Source organism: Blastococcus sp. SYSU D00695, assembly GCF_054050555.1.
On record NZ_JBJGZP010000019.1, the window covers coordinates 16,783 to 35,842 of the forward strand.

13 protein-coding genes are annotated in these 19,060 nt (G+C 71.7%); 2 read left to right on the plus strand and 11 right to left on the minus strand.

All coding sequences use genetic code 11. The features are described 5' to 3' along the window. Positions 1 to 148 precede the first annotated feature (148 nt). Complete coding sequence (locus ACI781_RS13410) at positions 149 to 766, minus strand: TetR/AcrR family transcriptional regulator (RefSeq protein WP_456566607.1); 618 nt, start codon at positions 764 to 766, stop codon at positions 149 to 151. A gap of 222 nt (positions 767 to 988) precedes the next feature. Between ACI781_RS13410 and ACI781_RS13415 the strand changes: the two genes are divergently transcribed. After that, a complete protein-coding gene (locus ACI781_RS13415; RefSeq protein ID WP_456566608.1) occupies positions 989 to 2,275 on the plus strand; it encodes an acyl-CoA dehydrogenase family protein in 1,287 nt (428 codons plus the stop codon). Between the two features lie 148 nt (positions 2,276 to 2,423). Here ACI781_RS13415 and ACI781_RS13420 read toward each other — a convergent pair whose 3' ends face one another. The 7 genes from ACI781_RS13420 to ACI781_RS13450 all read right to left on the minus strand — a co-directional run bounded on the left by ACI781_RS13420 (position 2,424) and on the right by ACI781_RS13450 (position 13,215). Then, entirely contained in the window at positions 2,424 to 4,145 is a 1,722-nt protein-coding gene (locus ACI781_RS13420) for a class I adenylate-forming enzyme family protein (RefSeq protein ID WP_456566609.1), read from the minus strand. Between the two features lie 240 nt (positions 4,146 to 4,385). Next, positions 4,386 to 5,963 carry an ABC transporter substrate-binding protein gene (locus ACI781_RS13425; protein ID WP_456566610.1) on the minus strand — a complete coding sequence of 526 codons (1,578 nt, stop codon included), beginning with the start codon at positions 5,961 to 5,963 and terminating at the stop codon, positions 4,386 to 4,388. 153 nt (positions 5,964 to 6,116) lie between these two features. Then, a complete protein-coding gene (locus tag ACI781_RS13430) occupies positions 6,117 to 7,694 on the minus strand; it encodes an ABC transporter substrate-binding protein (RefSeq protein ID WP_456566611.1) in 1,578 nt (525 codons plus the stop codon). Positions 7,695 to 7,933: 239 nt separating this feature from the next. After that, on the minus strand, positions 7,934 to 9,349 hold the full coding sequence (locus tag ACI781_RS13435) for an ABC transporter substrate-binding protein (protein ID WP_456566612.1): 1,416 nt from the start codon (positions 9,347 to 9,349) through the stop codon (positions 7,934 to 7,936). A gap of 145 nt (positions 9,350 to 9,494) precedes the next feature. Beyond that, the gene (locus tag ACI781_RS13440) at positions 9,495 to 11,318 is read right to left on the minus strand and encodes an ABC transporter ATP-binding protein (RefSeq protein WP_456566613.1); all 1,824 of its coding nucleotides are present in this window, start codon (positions 11,316 to 11,318) and stop codon (positions 9,495 to 9,497) included. Continuing rightward, the gene (locus ACI781_RS13445) at positions 11,315 to 12,229 is read right to left on the minus strand and encodes an ABC transporter permease (RefSeq protein WP_456566614.1); all 915 of its coding nucleotides are present in this window, start codon (positions 12,227 to 12,229) and stop codon (positions 11,315 to 11,317) included. The genes ACI781_RS13440 and ACI781_RS13445 overlap by 4 nt, the downstream gene beginning before the upstream one ends. Then, on the minus strand, positions 12,226 to 13,215 hold the full coding sequence (locus tag ACI781_RS13450) for an ABC transporter permease (protein ID WP_456566615.1): 990 nt from the start codon (positions 13,213 to 13,215) through the stop codon (positions 12,226 to 12,228). Before ACI781_RS13450 ends, ACI781_RS13445 begins: the two co-directional genes overlap by 4 nt. A 541-nt stretch (positions 13,216 to 13,756) precedes the next feature. Here ACI781_RS13450 and ACI781_RS13455 point away from each other — a divergent pair. Then, positions 13,757 to 14,359 (plus strand): TetR family transcriptional regulator, encoded by a 603-nt coding sequence (locus tag ACI781_RS13455; protein WP_456566667.1) that lies wholly within the window; start codon positions 13,757 to 13,759, stop codon positions 14,357 to 14,359. A 73-nt stretch (positions 14,360 to 14,432) separates the two neighbouring features. Here the strand turns inward: ACI781_RS13455 and ACI781_RS13460 are convergent, their stop codons facing one another. From ACI781_RS13460 to ACI781_RS13470, 3 genes are read right to left on the minus strand one after another with little or no spacing between them, the layout of a single operon-like run. Beyond that, complete coding sequence (locus ACI781_RS13460) at positions 14,433 to 15,248, minus strand: VOC family protein (protein ID WP_456566616.1); 816 nt, start codon at positions 15,246 to 15,248, stop codon at positions 14,433 to 14,435. Then, positions 15,245 to 16,774, minus strand: coding sequence for an MFS transporter (locus ACI781_RS13465; protein WP_456566617.1), 1,530 nt, complete (start codon positions 16,772 to 16,774; stop codon positions 15,245 to 15,247). The genes ACI781_RS13460 and ACI781_RS13465 overlap by 4 nt, the downstream gene beginning before the upstream one ends. Before the next feature lie 20 nt (positions 16,775 to 16,794). After that, positions 16,795 to 18,957: an acyl-CoA dehydrogenase gene (locus ACI781_RS13470; RefSeq protein WP_456566618.1), complete on the minus strand. Its 2,163-nt coding sequence runs from the start codon at positions 18,955 to 18,957 to the stop codon at positions 16,795 to 16,797. Positions 18,958 to 19,060 lie beyond the last annotated feature (103 nt).

Genomic DNA, 19,060 nt, shown 5'->3' on the forward strand with positions numbered 1-19,060 from the left:
CCGCGAGCCGGGTGCTCCCCGTGAGCCCACACGGCCGCGCCGGCGGACCACCGGCTGGACGCACGGCAATGACCGGAATCGTTCTAGAACGAGTTCCAAGATGGAAGCCGGGAACCCCTGTGACCCTCGTCACGGGGGATGTCGCTGCCTAGCTGGCGAGCTTGTGCAGGAACCCCAGGGTCGCCTCGATGATCTCCGTCGCGTCCTCGGCCGTGTCGGCTCGCGCGACCTCCCACGCCCCGTCGGCCACGACGGAGGACAGCACGGACACGAACACGCGCCCGGCCGGCTGGTCCGGCGCACGCAGCAGCTGGCTGTTCTGCCGGATCCAGGTGTGCGCTCGCCTGCGGCGGACCGAGTCGAACCCGGGCGGGTTGTCGCCGGCCGAGAACAGCCGGGCCATCTCGTGGCTCCGCCACACCTGCTCCAGGTAGGCCCGTGCGCCGACGAGGAACAGCGGTCCCGAGCCGTCCTCGCCTCCGGCGCGCGCCGCCTGCACCGCGTGCCGGGCCGCGCTGCGCAGCCCGGAGTCGTGCTCGTCCCAGAGGGCGATGTAGAGCTCCGCCTTGCCGCCGAAGTGGTGGTAGATGCTGCCGGTGCTGGACCCGGACAGGGCGACGACGTCGGCCATGTTCGCGTCCGTGTAGCCGTGCTCCAGGAACACCGCCCGGGCGGCGTCGAGGATCGCGGCCCGCGTGTGCGTCGTCCGCGACCAGCGGCGGACCGGGCGGGCCGGCAGGTCGTGGGGACTGTCCTGCGTCGCCATGCGGGCCCTCCGGATCTGCGGCCGCCGCGGCTCGCCGGTCGCCCAGCCTACGTCCGGGCCCCGGGGACGGGCCCCCGCGTCGTCGGCGGGAGGCGGGACCCCGCGTCCGCACCGCCGTTGACACCCGTGGGCGGCGGTGCGACCGTCGCCCGGTCGGATGACCAGGACGCCTGGTCCACACGGGGCGGACCGGCGCGTCAGCGAGTGCTGGAGGAGTGCGTCATGGCGTGGGAGTTCTCGACCGAGCCGGAGTTCCAGGCGAAGCTGGACTGGGTCCGGGAGTTCTGCGAGAACGAGATCGCGCCGTTCGACGCCGTCTTCCCGTACGCGGTCTGGTCCAAGGAGCCCGCCGTCCGGGCCGAGGTGGCGAAGCTCCAGTCGCAGATCAAGGCGCAGGGCCTGTGGGCGGTGTTCCTCGACGAGGAGCTCGGCGGCCCCGGGTACGGCCAGCTGAAGCTGGCCCTGCTCAACGAGATCCTCGGCCGCTACCCCAGCGCGCCGGCGTTCTTCGGCTGCCAGGCGCCCGACACCGGCAACATGGAACTGCTGGCCGCCTACGGGACGCCCGACCAGAAGCAGCGCTGGCTCGAGCCGATGCTGGCCCAGGAGCTGTTCTCCGGGTTCTCGATGACGGAGCCGGCGGGCGGCTCGGACCCGGACCAGTTCACGACGTCGGCGGTCCGCGACGGCGACGAGTGGGTCATCAACGGTGAGAAGTGGTTCACCAGCGCGGGGCGCTCGGCCGACCTGCTGTTCGTCATGTGCACCAACGGCATCTTCGTGGTCCCGACCGACACCCCGGGGATCTCGTTCCTGGAGACGGGCCCGGCCGACCACCCGCACATCCGCTACACCGACGTCCGGGTGCCGCTGGACCACCTGCTCGGGCCCGAGAACAGCGGGAAGGTGCTGGCGCAGCGGCGCCTCGGCGGCGGCCGCATCCACCACGCGATGCGGGCGATCGCCGAGTGCCAGCTGGCCTTCGACATGATGTGCGAGCGCGCGCTGTCGCGGCAGTCGCACGGGAAGGTCATCGCCCGGCACCAGATGGTGCAGGAGGCGATCGCCGACTCCTACGCCGAGATCCAGATGCTGCGGCTGCTGGTGCTGTGGACCGCGTGGTCGATCGACAACTCCTCCACGCAGGAGACCCGCACCCAGATCTCGGCCTGCAAGTTCACCTGCGCACGGGTGCTCCGCGACGTCACCTACCGCGCGCTGCACGTCTTCGGCTCGCTCGGCATGACCGACCTGACGCCGCTGCTGGACCAGTGGACGAACGCCCCGGCGATGTCGGTCATGGACGGCGTGGACGAGGTCCACAAGATGGTGGTCACCCGCGGGGTGCTCAAGGACTACGAGCCCCACGAGGGCCTCTGGCCGACCGAGTTCCTGCCGCACAAGCGGGCGGCCGCGCGTGAGCGGTTCGCGCCGCTGCTGGCCGCCGAGCCCGCCCTCGCCCGGTACGCCGACGAGATGGAGCGACGCTGGGCGGCCTCGCGGCACTGAGGGGGGCGCCGGTGGCGTCCGCCTCGGGGGGACGCCACCGGGTCGTGCTGCACCGGGTCGCCACCGCGCACGGGAACGCCGGGAACGGCACGACGACGCCGGCCCGGCAGCTGCCGGGCCGGCGTCGTCGTGCCGGTGGTGGGGCCGGTCAGCCGCCGACGGTGACCCCGTCGCCCGGCTGCGCCGGCGTCGCGGACCCGCCGGCCATCTCCTCGCGGAGGTTGCGCTTCAGGAACTTGCCCGAGGCGCTGCGGGGGAGGGGCTCGCTGCGGACCTGCAGGTGCGAGGGGACCTTGAACGCGGCGAGTCGCTCCTTGAGGAAGGACTGCAGCTCCTCCGACGTGAGGGCGTGCCCCTCGCGGAGGACGACGACGGCGGCCACCTCCTCGCCCAGCCGCTCGTGCGGCACGCCGAAGACGGCGGCCTCGTGCACGCTCGGGTGCTCGTAGATCGCGGCCTCGACCTCGGCGCAGTACACGTTCTCGCCGCCCCGCAGCACCATGTCCTTCAGCCGGTCGTCGACGTAGATGTAGCCGTCCTCGTCGACGTGGCCGATGTCCCCGGTCCGCAGCCAGCCGTCGACGAACGTCGCCGCCGTCGCCGACTCGTCGCCCCAGTAGCCGCGGACGAGGCTCGGCCCCCGCACCCAGATCTCACCGCGGGCGCCGGTCGGGCACTCCTGCAGGCTCGACGGGTCGTGGATCTCGACCTGCATGCCCGGGGGGACGCGCCCGATCGACTTCGGCCGGCCGAGCACGTCCGGTCCCGAGATGCTCGGGCCGACCGCGTTCGTCTCGGTCATCCCGTAGGTGAAGCCCGGGGCGGCCGACGCGAACTCCGAGTCGATCTGCTTGATCAGGGTCGGCGGCGGCGCGGCACCGCCCCCGCCGACGCTGGCGAGGCTGGAGGTGTCGTACTTGCCGAAGTCCGGGTGCTGCAGCAGGTCGTAGCTCTGGCTGGGCACACCGACGAACGCGACGATCCGCTCCCGCTCGATCAGCTGCAGCGCGACCTCCGGGTCCCACTTCTGCATGATCACGATGCGGTAGCCGCCGATCATGCAGGACAGCAGGACGCCGATGCAGCCGGTGACGTGGAACAGCGGGACGACCAGCAGCACGGCCGGGTCCGGCGCCTGATCCGGGTCGGCCGGCTCCACCGGCTCGCGGGTCAGGGTCTTGACGCGGTCGATGGCGCTGAAGGCGATGAGCGCGTTGGTGACGGCCCGGTGGGTCGACACCGCGCCCTTGGCCCGGCCGGTCGTCCCGGAGGTGTAGAGGATCGTGGCGTCGTCGTCGGGCTCGATCGGCACGTCGGGACGCGGCGTGCCCGGGACGACGAGGTCCTCCCAGCGCGTGGCGCCCTCCACCGGCCCGCTCGCGCGGACGACGATCGTCCGGCAACCGAGGCGCTCGGCGGCCTCGCGCGCCCGGGCGAACCGCTCCACGTCGGCGACGAGCACCGTCGCGCCGGAGTTCTCCAGCGCGTAGGCGGTCTCCTGCTCCTGCCACCAGGCGTTCATCGACACGCTGATCGCCCCGATGGAGGTGATGGCGATGAACGCCACGACCCACTCCGGGTAGTTGCGCATCGCGATCGCGACCCGGTCGCCGCGGCGGACCCCGAGCTCGACGAGGGCCGCCGCGAAGGCGTCGGCCTCGGCCAGCGTCTCGGCGTAGGTGCGACGCTCGTCCTGGTAGACGAGGAAGGTCCGGTCGCCGTAGGCACGGGTGGCGTCGAACAGGTCCCGCAGGGTGGCGGGTGCGTGTCGGAACACGGTGTAGGTGGCGCCGTCGCTGCGGGTCCAGGGGACCAGTTCCAGGTCCTGCCCGGGCGCGGTGATCTCCGCGACGGCGTCCTCGTACGTCATCGGCATGATGCGGCCACCATCAGGATCGTGTACTCCTCGTGATCGTCGGTGCGGGGCGAGGTCGCCGGTGACGGTGACGACCCTGCTTCCAGGGGAGTGGATCACACCCAGCTCCCGGTGTCGCCCCCTGTGGGTCAGGCGACCTGATCGAACGTCCGGAGGACCCACCGGAGAGCGCCCACGTCGTCCCCGCCGGCGGCGGCGGGGACGACGTGGGCGCGGGGTCCCACGCGGGTCAGGTCAGGCGAACCCGACCGGGGTGAAGTCGAAGAACGACAGCGGGTAGGACGACTCGTCCTCGACGATGCCGGCGACGTTGGACGCGGCCGCGTCGATGTTCTCGTTGAACGCCCAGATGATGTGGGTGCCGTCCTCGTGGAACATCCGCTGGATCTCGGCCATCTTCTCGTCGCGGCTGGCCTTGTCGAGGTCGGTCTTCGCCGACTCCCACAGCGGGAGGAAGTCCGGGTTGTCCCAGTTGCCCTCCGGGTAGAACCCGCCCGGCGCGATCGCGTACGCGATCTGCGTGGCCAGGTCGGTGTTCGGCCACAGCGTGACGTAGAACGGGTCCTGGCCGTAGTGCTGGCTGAAGAAGGTCGTCGGGTCGGTCGTCTTGACGTTGATGGTGACGCCGGCGGCCCGGGCCTGCTGCGCGAAGGCCACCTCGAGGTTGGGCACCGCGCCGGAGGCGTACATGTCGAACGTCAGCCCCTCCTTGCCGGCGGCCTTGAGCAGCGACTTGGCCTGGTCGATGTCCTGCTCCCGCTGGGGCAGGTCCCCGCCGACGTAGGCATCGTCGTAGGGGGAGAACACGTCGTTGCCCACGCGGCCGGCACCACCGAGGACCTGCTCGATCAGCGCCTCGCGGTCCACCATGAGCCGGAAGGCCTGGCGGACCCGGGGGTCGCGGAAGATCTCGGACTGCGCGTCCATGACAAGACCCGGGAAGCCGCCGGTCTCGGCGCGGTAGACGCTGAACCCGCTGCCCAGGGTCGGGGCGAGGGTGGGGGAGATCTTGCCGACGATGTCGATGGCGCCCGAGCGGAGGGCGTTGAGCTTGGCGGTGTCGTCGGCGAAGTTCTGCATGACCAGCTCGTCGGCGAGGGGAGGGTTCGGGAAGCCGTCGAAGCGCGTGAACTCCACGGCCTGTCCGGGCTGGAAGCTCTTCACCCGCCACGGACCGGACCCGTTGTTCTGGTCGTACTGGCCGCCCGGGTAGACCGCCGCGAGGTTGCTGGTGAACCCGTCCACGAGGAACGCGTTGGGAGCGCTGAGCGCGAAGCGCACCGTGCGTGCGTCGACGACCGCGCTGTTGGCGATGTCGATCTCGCGCAGCGAGGCGGCCGGGGCACCCGGGTTGTTGGGGTCCAGGAAGCGCGCGAAGCTGGCCAGGACGTCCTCGGCGGTGATGGGCTGGCCCGAGTGGAAGGTGAGGTCGGGCTTGAGCCGGACCACCAGGGACGTCAGGCCCTCGGCCTCGATCGACTCCGCGAGGGCGGCGGGGGAGTCGTCCGTCGTGACGGTGCCCTCGGTCTTCGCGCCCCCGGTCAGGAGGGAGGCGGAGATCTGCACGCTGGTGGCGACCGCGAAGTCGGTCACGGCGTAGGCCGCGTCGAGGGTGTCGGACGACGTCCCGCCGTAGTACCCGAAGCGGATGGTGCCGCCGCTCTGCGGCGTCGCCGTGGAGCTGGCCGAGCTGCTCGCGGACGAGCCGCCGTTCCCCGTGCAGGCCGCCAGGGTTGCGAGCCCGACGGCGGCGCCACCGCCGAGGACGAACTGACGACGGGAGACGCCCGGGAACCGGTTCAGTCGTGACATGGAAGGCCTTTCCTGTGAGCGGTACTGCGATGGTGCGGGGGCTGGGGTGTCGGTGGGTCCGGCCCCGTGAGACACGGGACCGGCCCACCGTGGGGCTGGCCTGGCGCGGCCGGTCCGCCGGGCCGGCCGCGCGAGGGGGTCAGCGGACAGGCGTCACGCGAAGCCGACCTTCGTGAAGTCGAAGAACGACAGCGGGTAGGACGACTCGTCCTCGACGACGCCGGCGACGTTGGCGGCGGCCGCGTCGTTGAGCTCGCTGAACGCCCAGATGATGTGGGTGCCGTCCTCGTGGAACATCCGCTGGAGCTCGGACAGCTTGTCGTTCCGGCTGTCCTGGTCCTGGTCGGCCTGGGCCGACTCCCACAGCGGGAGGAAGTCCGGGTTGTCCCAGTGCCCCTCGGGATAGAAGGCGCCCGGCGCGATCGACAGGCCGAGCTGCGAGGCGATCGGCGCGTTCGGCCACTGCGAGACGAAGAACGGGTCCTGGCCGTAGTGCTGGCTGAAGAAGGTCGTCGGGTCGACCGTCTGGACGTTGATGGTGACGCCGGCGGCCCGGGCCTGCTGGGCGAAGGCCACCTCGAGGTTGGGCACCGCGCCGGAGGCGTACATGTCGAACGTCAGCCCCTCCATGCCGGCGGCCTTGAGCAGCGACTTGGCCTGGTCGATGTCCTGCTCCCGCTGCGGGAGGTCGTCGCCGACGTAGGCGACGTCGTAGGGGGAGAACACGTCGTTGCCCACGCGGCCGGCACCACCGAGGACCTGCTCGATCAGTGCCTCGCGGTCCACCATGAGCCGGAAGGCCTGGCGCACCCGGGGGTCGCGGAAGATCTCGGACTGCGCGTCCATGACCAGACCGGGGTAGCCGCCGGTGTCGGCGCGGTACACGTTGAAGCCGCTGCCCAGGGTCGGGGCGAGGGTGGGGGAGATCTTGCCGGCGAAGTCGATGGCGCCCGAGCGGAGGGCGTTGAGCTTGGCGGTGTCGTCGGCGAAGTTCTGCATGACCAGCTCGTCGCAGAGCGGGGCGTTCAGGAAGTCGTCGAAGCGGGTGAACTCCGCCGCCTGTCCGGGCTGGAAGTTCTTGAGCTTCCACGGGCCGGACCCGTTGGTGGGGTCGAACTGCCCACCGGGGTAGATGGCGGCCAGGTTGCTGGCGAAGCCGTCGACGGTGAACGCGTTCGGCGCGTAGAGGGCGAACCGCACGGTGCGCGGGTCGACCACCGCGCTGTTGGCGATGTCGATGTTGATCAGCTGCGCCGAGGCGGCACCCGGGTTGTTCGGGTCCAGCATCCGCGCGAGGCTGGCCAGGACGTCGTCGGCGGTGATCGGGGCGCCCTTGTGGAAGGTGATGCCCTCCTTCAGCCGGACGACCAGCGAGGTGGGGCTCTCGGCCTCGATCGTCTCCGCCAGCGCAGCAGGCGAGTCGTCGGTGGTGACGTTGCCCTCGGACTTGGCCGAGCCGGTCAGCAGGGGAGCCCACAGCTGCACGCTCGTGGCGACGGCGAAGTCGGTCACCGCGTACTGCGCGTCGAGGCTGTCGGACGAGGACCCGCCGTAGTACCCGAAACGGAACGTGCCCCCGCTCTGCGGCGTCGCCGTGGGGCTGGACGAGCCGCTCGACGACGAACCGCCGTCCCCCGTGCAGGCCGCCAGTGTCGCGAGCCCGACAGCTGCGCCGCCGCCGAGGACGAACTGGCGACGTGTGACACCCGGGAACCTGTGCAGACGCGACATGGAGGGCCTCTCGTGTGGTCTCGGACGGGGGACGTGCGGGTGTGGCGGTACTGCCGCGGGCCGCAGGCGGGTGCAGAGCCGCCGACCTGACCCGACGGGTCGGTCGGACGGTCCGCACGCAGGCGTCCTCGTGTCGCCGGCGCGCCCCTCGGGGACTGGCTCCGGCGGGCACGAGACGGCGGCTCGCGCCGGGAGCCCGGGGCGAGCCGCCGCCTGCGAGAGGCGATCGGGCGGAGGGGTCAGACGAAGCCGACCTGCGTGAAGTTGAAGAACGACAGCGGGTAGGACGACTCGTCCTCGACGACGCCGGCCACGTTGGTCGCAGTCGCGTCGACGTTCTCGTTGAAGCCCCAGATGATGTACGTGCCCTCCTCGTAGAAGAGCCGCTGGATCTCGCCGAGCTTGTCGTTGCGGCTGTCCTCGTCCTGGTCGGCCAGCGCGGCCTCCCACAGCGAGAGGAACTCGGGGTTGTCCCAGCCGCCCTCGGGGTAGTAGGCGCCCGGTGCGATGGAGAGCGCCAGCTGCGTGGCCAGCGTGGTGTTCGGCCACAGCGAGACGTAGAACGGGTCGACGCCGTAGTGCTGGCTGAAGAACGTCGTCGAGTCCACCTGCTGGACGTTGATCGTCACGCCGGCGGCCCGCGCCTGCTGGGCGAAGGCGACCTCGAGGTTGGGAACCAGCCCGGAGGTGGCCATGTCGAAGGTCAGGCCCTCGGCGCCGGCCGCTCGGAGCAGCGACCTGGCCTGGTCGATGTCCTGCTCGCGCTGCGGGAAGGTGTCGCCGATGTAGGCCGGGTCGAAGGGCGCGAAGACGTCGTTGCCGACCTTGCCCGTACCACCCTGCACCTGTTCGATCAGCGCGGGGCGGTCCACCATCAGCCGGAACGCCTGGCGCACCCGCGGGTCACGGAAGATGTCCGACTGCGAGTCCATGACGAACGCGCCGAAGCCGCCGGTGTCCTCGCGGTAGACGTTGAACCCGCTGCCCAGCGTCGGAGCGAGGGTGGGCGAGATCTTGCCGGCGAAGTCGATCGCACCGCTGCGCAGCGCGTTGAGCTTCGAGGTGTCATCGGTGAAGTTCTGGATGACCAGACCCTCGATCAGCGCGGGCGAGTGGTAGTTGTCGAAGCGGGCGAACTCGGCCGAGTTGCCCGGCCGGAAGGCCTGCGACGTGAAGGGCCCCGAGCCGTTGCTGGGATCGAACTGCCCACCCGGGTAGATGGCGGCCAGGTTGCTGCTGAGGCCGCCGACGATGAACGAGTTCGGGGAGGACAGCGCGAACCGCACCGTGCGCGGGTCGAGGACCTGGCTCGAGGCGATGTCGATCTGCGAGAGCGAGGGGGCGGGCGCGCCCGGGTTGTTGGGGTCCAGGAACCGGGCGTAGCTGGCCAGGACGTCGTCCGCGGTGATGGGCTGCCCCTGGTGGAAGGTGAGACCCTCCTTCAGCCGGACCACCACCGACGTCGGGCTCTCCACCTCGACGGACTCGGCCAGCGCGGTCGTCGCGTCATCGGTGGTGACGTTACCGTCGGTGGTGGCCGAGCCGGTCATGAGCGAGGACCACAGCTGGACCCCGGCGGCGTTGGCGAAGTCGGAGACCGCGTAGTGCACGTCCAGGCTGTCGGTGCCCGAGCCGCCGTAGTACCCGAAACGCATGGTGCCACCGGCCTGCGGCGTCGCCGTCGGGCTCGGGTTGCTGCCCGAGGACGAGTCACCGTTCCCCGTACACGCTGCGAGCGCCGCCAGCCCGAAGGCGGCTCCGCCGCCGAGGACGAACTGACGCCGCGTGACACCCGGGTACCTACTCAGACGCGACATGGAATGCCTCTCGTGTGGTCTCGGATCGGGGGGAAGCGGGGACGGGGGTGCTGACTCGGAGCGGTCCGGCGTGGCCCGGCACGGCGGACAGGAGCTGCTGGGTGTACTCGGTCCGCGGGGCGTGCAGGACCTGCTCCGTCGGGCCCTCCTCCACGATCCGGCCGTACTGCATGACGACGACGCGGTCGGCGAGTGCCGACACGAGCGGGAGGTTGTGCGTCACGAAGACGATCCCGATCCCGGTCTCCTGCTGGAGGTCCTGGAGCAGGTTGATCACCGACGCCTGGATGGAGACGTCCAAGGCGGAGGTGATCTCGTCGCAGACCAGGAAGTCCGGTTCGGTCATGAGGGCACGGGCGATCGCGACCCGCTGACGCTCACCGCCGGACAGCTGGCGCGGCCGCTGCCGCAGCACGTGCGACCCGAGCCGGACGCGCTCCAGCCACTTGGTCGGGTCGGTGTCGCGGAGGCGGAAGGCACGGGCGGGCTGCTCCAGCAGGGCCCGGATCGTCTTGCGCGGGTTCAGCGAGCCGTGCGGGTTCTGGAAGACGTACTGGATCGCCCGGCGGTCGGCGGCCGAGCGGTCGCGCGCCCGGCCGGCGAGCTCGCGGCCGTCGAAGGTGATCGAGCCACCGCTGGGCGCGTGCAGCCCACTCATGACCTGCGAGAGCGTGGTCTTGCCGCTGCCGGACTCGCCGACGATCGCGAGGCACTCGCCGCGCTGCACCTCGAGGTCGATGCCGTGCAGGACGGTGTTGCTGCCGTAGGCGGCCCGCACGCCCCGGGCGGCGAGGCTCGACGTCGACGTCGACGAGGTCACCCGGGCATGCGGCTCCTCGATGCGCAGCGTGGGCTGCTCCAGCACGGGGTGGTGGCACAGCACCGTGTGCGTCGGCGACACCGCGGTCGGCGCGGGCATGGTGTCGCACGCGGCCGTCGCGTGGGCGCAGCGCGGGGAGAAGCGGCAGCCGCTGGTCCGGTCGCTCAGGCGCGGGGCCTGACCGGGGATGCCGACGAGCCGGCGCCGTTCCTCCAGCGCCGGCGCGGACGCCAGGAGGGCCGCCGTGTAGCGGTGCCGGGGGTGGGCGAACAGCTCCTGGCTGCGCCCGTGCTCGGCCACGCGTCCGCCGTAGAGCACCAGCATCTGCGAGGCGAGGTCGGCCACGACGTCGAGGTCGTGGGAGATGTAGACCGCCGCCGACTTCCGGTGGTGACACATCTCGCGCACCGTCTCGAGCACGCGGGCCTGCGTCGTCACGTCCAGACCCGTGGTCGGCTCGTCGAGGACGACGACCCGCGGGTCCCGGAGGAAGGCCAGGGCGAGCAGCACGCGCTGCTGCTGACCACCGGAGAGCTCGTGCGGGTAGCGCTTGAGGAAGTCCGGGTTCGTCGGCAGGTGGACCTCGTCCATCGCCGAGGCGATCCGCTGCGGGATCGAGTCGACGCGCTCGGCCTTGAGCTCGAGCACCTCGCGGAGCTGGGCCCCGATGCGTCGCGCGGGGTTGAGCGAGGACCCCGGGTCCTGCGGCATGTACGAGACCATGTCGCCGCGGAGCCGGCGGAGGTCCTCCGCCTTGCTGTGCACGATCGAGCGGTCGTTGATCCGGATGTCGCCCCCGGTGATCACGGCGCCGTCGCGGCCGTATCCGAGGACCGCGAGGCCGAGAGTGGTCTTGCCGCTCCCGGACTCGCCGACCACGCCGAGGATCTCACCCGCTTCGACGGTGAAGCTGACGTCCTCGACGATCGCTGGTCCGTCCTGTCCGGCGCGGACGGTGAGGTTCTCGACGACGAGTGCCGACGTCACAGTGCGTTCCCTCCAGTTGCAGAAGCTTCCGCCACGCCCTCGGTCACCAGGTTGGTCCCGACGGTGAGGATGGCGATGCAGATGACCGGAGCCAGCGCGGCGAACGGCGCCAGCGGCAGCCCGACCTGGTTCTCGGCGATCATGAGTCCCCAGTCGGGCGTCGGGGCCTGGGCGCCGAACCCGAGGAAGCTCAGCCCGGCGACCAACGAGATCGACCAGGTGAGGCGGAGACCGAACTCGACGCTCAGCGGCGCCGTGACGTTGCCGAGGATGTCGTCGTTGAGGATCCGCCAGCGGCCCGCACCCAGGGAGCGGGAGTAGCGGACGAAGTCCTGGCTGGTGATGCCGAGGGCGGCGCCCCGCATCACCTTGGCCACGGGCGTGACCCAGACGAGGGCCACCAGCAGGATCGTCAGCCACGTGCTGGAGCCGACCATCGAGACGACGACGAGGAACATCACGTACTGCGGGAAGGCGAGCAGCACGTCGAGGATGCGCATGATCGTCTCGTCGCCCCACGACTTGGCCAGCGCGGCGAGGAACCCGAGCACGCTGCCCACCAGGACCCCCAGCACCGTGGCGGCCAGGGCGGTCAGCAGTGCCGTCTGTCCACCGGCGAGCAGCCGGCTCAGGACGTCGCGGCCGAGGACGTCGGTGCCGAGCAGGTGCCCGTCACCCGAGGGGGTGAAGGGGGCGCCGACCGGCTCCAGCGGGTCCTCCGGCGCCAGCCACGGCCCGATCAGCACGAGGAGGACGACGGGGACGAGGATCGACAGGCCGATGATCGTGCGCTTGTTGCGCAGCGAGTTGCGCAGCAGCTCGCGACCCGAGCTCGGGGAGGGAGCGGCCGTGGGCGTGGCCGCACCCTCCGAGCCGGGGGAGGCGAGGTCGTCGACGGTGGTGATGGTCATCGGCGGCTGCTCCTCAGTCGGGGGGTGAGCGCGATGGTCAGCAGGTCCGCCACCGTCGTCAGCACGAGGTAGAAGGCGGCGATGAGCAGGGCCAGCGACTGGATGATCGGCAGGTCGCGCCCACGCACGGCTTCCACGAGCTGGAGGCCGATGCCCGGGAAGGCGAAGACGGTCTCGACGATGACCGAGCCGCCGAGCAGGTAGACGAGCACCAGCACGGTGGCCTGCACGGTGGGGGGCGCCGCGTTCGGCAGCACGTGACGCCACAGCAGTCGACGTCCCCCGACACCGCGGAGGCGGGCGGCGCGGATGTACTCCGCGTCGTACACCTCGCCGGCCGACGCGCGAGCGAGGCGGACGAGGTAGGGCATGACGAGGATCGCCAGCGTGACCGCCGGCAGGACGAGCACCTCCGGCGAGGACAGTGCCGACCCGCCGCCGCTGACGATCGACACCGCGGGGAACCAGTTGAAGACGCTGGTGGCGAAGAGCGCGATGAGGGCGATCGCCACGACGAACTCGGGCAGGGCGGCGACGACGAGCGACAGACCGTCCACCGCCCGGTCGAACGCACCACCGCGACGGGCGGCGGCGACCAGGGCGATGAGCACCGACAGGGGGACGGCGATGAGCGCGGCCGTTCCGAGCAGCGCGAAGCTGTTGAGGATCCGCGGTTCGATGAGGGACCACACGGATGCGCCGTTGACCGCGGTACCGAAGTCGCCGTGCAGCACGCCGCTCAGCCAGGAGAAGTACTGGTCGGAGAGCGGCTCGTTGAGGCCCAGCTGCTCGCGCAGTGCGGCGAGCCGCTGGCCGTTGCCCGCCCGGCCGACGATCGCCTCGGCCGGGTCACCCGGCAGGGCGTGCGTGGCGAGGAAGATCAGGACGGAGATCCCCCACAGCGTGACGACCAGCCAGAAGAGGCGTTGCAGGACGAGCTTGCCCGTCCCGTTCCCACCCCGACGGCGACGGGGTGGGGAATCCACCTCGGGTGCCTGGGCTGGCGCCTTCTGATCCGGGATTTCTTGTGTTGCATCCACCAGCGGCCCTCCGGCGACTGTGCAGGTTCTGAGGCCACGAACCGTCATGTGTTTCGGCGCGGCGTGAGGTTCAAGTGACTCAGTCGCTTGACCTGACGGCGGCCAGTGAAGCGTGTCGCAGGACACGGTGTCAAAGGTTCGTGTGAATCGCGTCAAGTCCGTGACCGGCGTAACACGAACGTAACCAGCGGCTCTTCCCCCTGACCACGTCGCCCGTCCGACAGTGGGCCGGATCACGTCGCGCCTCGCCCATCGGAGGGACGCCGACGACGAGCCGGCGCGGACGTGGGACTCGGGGAGATCACGGAACCTGGCGTCCGTGCCCGCGAGTGCCTAGTCTCGCTGTGGGGCGCGGCTGCTCCGGGATGCACGACTGCTCGGCAGACCGCGCTGGAGCCGCCGCACACACCCCGGGCACGGAGACCCGCTCCCGTGCCGTCCGGAGAGCGGCGTGTCAGAGCGCCGAGAGGTGAGTGCCGTGCCGCGTATGCCAGCCGAGGAGCGGCGAGCCGACTTCATCGCGGCCGCCGCCCGTGCCATCGCGCGACACGGCGTGGCCGGTGCGACGACGCGGGTGATCGCGGCGGAGGCCGATGCGCCGCTCGCGGCGCTGCACTACTGCTTCCGGTCCAAGGAGGAGCTCTTCATGGAGCTCGTGGACCACGCCTCCACGAGCATGATGCAGATGTCGGTCGTCGAGCCGGGTCTCGGCCTGGGTCCGACCGCGGCCGCCGTCCTGGAGCAGCACGCTCAGTGGCTGCTCCGTGAGCCGGAGCTGGGTCTGTCGACCTACGACCTGTACCTGTGGGCGCTGCCCCGCAGCAGGGAGCTCGCCGACCGCGCCGTGGAGCGGACCCACACCCGGCTCGTGACGACGCTGCAGCGCGGACTGCTCCCGGTGGATGACCCGTCCCTGGTCCGTCCCCTGGCGCGGATGACCGTCGTCCTCATGGACGGGCTCGCGCTGCAGTGGTTCCTGCATCGGGACGAGGAGCGGCTCGCGGCGGAACTCGACGACGCGTCGCGCGCGCTCGACCTCCTGGCGATGTCGCGGATGCCGTCGGCGACGGTGGACTCCCAGCCCGCGTGAGTCGGCGCCTGCGCGTCGCGCGCAGGCCCCGGACGCGGCCGGCCCGTCTCCGGGCCGGCCGCGTGACGGTGGGTCAGGACCCCGAGGACGTCCCGGCGGCGACGGCGGCGGGCTCGGCGAGCCGCAGGGTGACGCCGAGCCGCGCGGCGGCCGCGTCGATCGCGGCGCGCTCGGCGGGGGAGAAGGGGGTCCGCGTCCGCGCGAACTCCAGGTGGCGCAGGGACCCGGCGGGGTGTCCCGTGCCCGTACCGGTGCTCGCGACGAGGCGGATGCGCCCCTGGTCCGGCCAGGTCACCACGACCGAGTCCGGCCGGTCGTCGGCGGCCGGGTCGATCCGGCCACGCAGCGGACCGGTGAACAGCCGCAGCGCGCCGTCGAGGTCGGCGACGTGGTGCTCCACGTCGGTGACGTGGGCCAGGTCGGCTTCGAGCGCCTCCTCAGACGCGGCGTGCACGTGGCGCTCGGCGTGCTGGACGATCTGGATGACGACGCCATGGGCGTCCCCGGGGCGCAGGAACGCCTCCTTGTAGTGGTCCTCCTCGAGGCGGACCTGGACCGGCGTGATGCCCATCGCCTCGACCTCCGCCAGGGTCGCGGCCAGGTCGGGGACGTCGAAGTTGTAGTGGTGGAACCCCGGTCCGGTCCGGTCGAGGAAGCGCTCGAGGAATGCCCCGTTGACCGGGTCGGTCGGCGTCAGCACCTCCACCCGCGGGCCGCTGGGGAAGAAGGTCTGCCGCCAGTAGAAGCCCAGCGAGTCGCCGCCCTGGGAGACGAGGCCCTGGAGGAGGCCGCCGAAGAGCGCTCGGCCGTCGTCGAGGCGCCGCGTCGCGATCGCCACGTGGTCGAGCAGCACGGGGCGCTGGTCGGGCTGCACGTCGGTTGTCGTCACTGGGGAACTCCTGATTCCACGTCGTTGCTGCTCACACGTACGTGCCGGCGGGCGTACGCCCAGCTCGCGCCGGCGGCGAGGGTCCCGAGCACCGCGAGCACGGACAGCAGGGTGAGTGCCGAGTCGTAGGCGCCGTACAGGCGGGGGAGGGCGTCCTCGCCGAGCTCGGACACCTCGCCCGCGAAGAAGCCGCCCCTCAGGGAGGGGTCCAGCGAGCCCGTGATGAGGGCTAGGCAGACGGCGGTGCACAACAGGCCGCCCACGCTCTGCAGCGTCAGCCGGACCGCGTTGGTCACCCCGACGCGGTCGCTCGGGACGTCGGTCATCACGACGTTGGCGTTGGCCGGCAGGAAGATGCCCACGCCCGCACCCGTGAGGACGAGTGCGATGGCGGTGAGCGTGTAGGACTCCTGGATGCCGAACCGCAGCAGGACGATGCCCGCGGCCGCGACGGCGGACCCGACGAGCGCGAGGCTGCGCGGCTTGCCGAAGCGCGCCAGCATCCCGGCGGCCAGCGCGATGAGCCCGTCGATCGCGGACAGCGGCGTGATCTTCAGGCCGGCCAGGAAGGCGGAGTCGCCCAGGGCCGCCTGGAAGAACAGGGCCACGATCAGCGGCACGGTGTAGAGCGCCATCGCGTTGACGAAGGCCGAGAACATCGCGAGGGCGAAGGGCCGGTCGCCGAACAACGAGAAGTCGATGATGGGGTCGGCCGCCCGGCGCTCGGCGACCACGAAGACCACCAGGACCAGCACGACGCCGGCCACGCCCGCGAGCACGCCGGGGCTGCGCCAGTCCCACTGACCCGACTGGGTCAGGATGAAGACCAGGCCCAGGAGTGCGACCGGCACGAGGACCAGTCCGGGGACGTCCAGCCGTCCGGAGCGGGCGCCGGCGTCGCGCGGGAGTGCGCGGGAGCCCCAGAGGAGGCAGGCCACGCCGACGGGCACGCCGAACCAGAACAGCCACTGCCAGCCGATGGTGTCCGCGACCAGACCCCCGGCGGCCGGTCCGAGGAGCGCCGCCAGCGAGAAGGACGCGACGTAGACACCGAGGGCGTGGTTGAGCCGCGCGGCCGGGAAGGTGTCCACCAGGATGGCGGCACCGTTGGCCACGATCGCGCCGCACGCCATGGCCACCAGCACCTGGGAGCCGACGAGGAACCACGCGTCGGTGGCGAGCGCGCACAGCACGCTGGCGACCGTGAAGACGGCGACGCCCCAGAGGAACAGGGTCCGCCTGCCGAAGATGTCCGCGAGCCGGCCGAAACTGATCATGAAGGCCGTCGCGGCGAGTTGGGGCGCGAGGACGAGCCACGTCGCCGCGGTCGACGTGGCGTCGAGGTCGCGGACCACGACGGGTACCGCCACGGCGAGGCCTGCCCAGCCGATCTCCGAGAAGAAACAGGCCAGGCAGACGAAGGCGAGGGTGCGCCAGGCTCCTGGCGCACCCCCGCCCTCGCCGGACGGTCCCGCACGGCGGGCGTCGTCCGTCGACGCGGTCGAGGTCTCCCGACCGGTCGTCATGGGAACTCCGTCCGTGGGACTCAGTTGTTGAGCAGCGGGTCCCGCGGCATGCCCAGGATGCGCTCGGCGATCTGGTTCCGCTTGATCTCCGAGGTGCCGCCGTAGATCGACATGGCCCGGCTCATCAGGACGACCGGCGCGGTCCACGCGCCGGGCCCGTCGGCGTACACCGCAGAGGGACCGCCCAGGTCCACGAGGAGCTCGGCGGCCTCGTGCATCAGCTCCGACAGGACGAGCTTGGTCACGTTGCCCTCGGGGCCGGGGCCCGTGCCGGCGACCGCGCGGTGGGCGCTGCGCAGGTTGAGGGTGCTCGACGCGTGCTGCACCGCCACGTACCGGCCGATGCGCTCCGCTCCGCCGCCCAGACGCTCCGGGTGGGCGTCGTAGGCGTCGATGATGCGCTCCACCGGCAGGACCATCGCTCCGGTGCCGTCACCGATGCTGACGCTCTCGTTGCCGAGCGTGGCGCGGGCGACGGTCCAGCCGGAGTTGATCGGCCCGACGACGTCCTCGTCGGGCACGAACACGTCGTCGAAGAAGACCTCGTTGAACTCGGCGCTCCCGGTGGTCTGGCGCAGCGGCCGGACCTCGACGCCCTTGGCCGACATGTCGACGGCCATGGTGGTGATCCCCTGGTGCTTGGGCGCGTCCGGGTCGGTGCGCACCGTCGCGAAGCCCATCTTCGACTCGTGCGCGTCGCTGGTCCAGATCTTCTGACCGTTGAGCAGCCAGCCACCCTCGACGCGGGTCGCGCGGGTCTTGACCGCGGCCGCGTCGGAGCCGGCCTCGGGCTCGCTGAACAGCTGGCACCAGATGAGGTCCTGGCGCAGGGCCGGCGGCACCCAGCGCTGGACCTGGTCCTCGTTGCCGTGCTGGACCAGGGTCAGCAGGATCCACGCGGTGATGCCGTAGGACGGCCGCTTGAGGCCGGCCGCCGCGAACTCCTGCTCGATGACGAGCTGCTCGACGGCGCCCGCGTCGCGGCCCCAGGGCTTCGGCCAGTGCGGCATGGCGTAGCCGGCCGCGACCATCTCGGTGCGCTGCTGGTCGCGGTCGAGCCCCGCGACGCGCTGGGCGAACTCGCGGACCTCGCCGCGCATGGCCTCCGCCTCGGGCGGCAGCTCGATCGTGCGGGAGGGCCGCACCCCGCGCCGGTAGAGGGCGGTGGCGTCGGCGGCCGCCGCGTCCGGGGTCAGCAGCGTGCGCAGAGCGGTCGCCCGGCGCAGGTACAGGTGCGCGTCGTGCTCCCACGTGATACCGATGCCGCCGTGCACCTGGATGCACAGGTTGGCGCAGTCGTAGGCGGCGTCACCGGCGAGGGTCGCCGCCACGGCGGCGGTCAGCGCGCGCTGGTCGGCGTCGTCGGCCGCGGCCGCCCGGGCCGCGTCCCACACCGCCGCGGTGGCCAGCTCGGTGGCCACGAGCATGTTCGCGCAGTGGTGCTTCACGGCCTGGAAGGTGGCGATGGTGCGGCCGAACTGCTTGCGGACCTTGGCGTACTCGGACGCCAGGTGGGTGGTCTGCCGGGCCACGCCGACCGCCTCGGCGGCGAAGACGAGACGGGAGAGGTCGCGCAGGGCGGCGCGGGCCCCGGTGACCACGGTGGCCGGTGCGCCGGCCAGGGTCACCCGAGCGGAGCGGCGCGTGGCGTCCAGGTTCGGCGGGACCACGACGGTCACGCCCTCGCCCGTGAGGTCGACGACGACGACGTCGTCACCGGCCGGGAGGAGGAGGACGTCGGCGACCCCGCCACCGAGCGCGGCGGCGACCTTGCCGGACACCGTGCCGCCCGCGACCTCGACCCGCGCGTCGAGCGCGATCGCGGCCGTGCGGTTGCCCTCGGCGAGGTCGGGGAGCAGGCTCCGGCGCACCTCGTCGTCGCCCGCCGCGGCCAGGACGGCGCTCGCGATCACGGTCGGGACGAAGGCGCCGGGGGTCACGGACGCGCCCAGCTCCTCCACGACGATCACGAGGTCCTCGAGGGTGCCGTCGGCGCCGCCGAGGTCCTCCGGTACGTGCAGCCCGGGCAGCCCGAGGCCGACCAGGTCCTTCCACAGGGCCGACGACTCCTCGGTCTCGGCCTCGAGCAACCCCCGGGCCGAGCCCAGGACGTCGCGGTTGGTCACCAGCTTGCGGACGGAGTCGCCCAGCGCGCGGTGGTCATCGGTGATGGCGATCGGCACGAGGCCCCCTTGTCGTCACGGTCGGCGAGAAAATATCATTCGCCCAAGTCATCTGACCAGGTCATCAGACCGAGAAGACGTGAGTGTCCGAACGCGAGGAGTC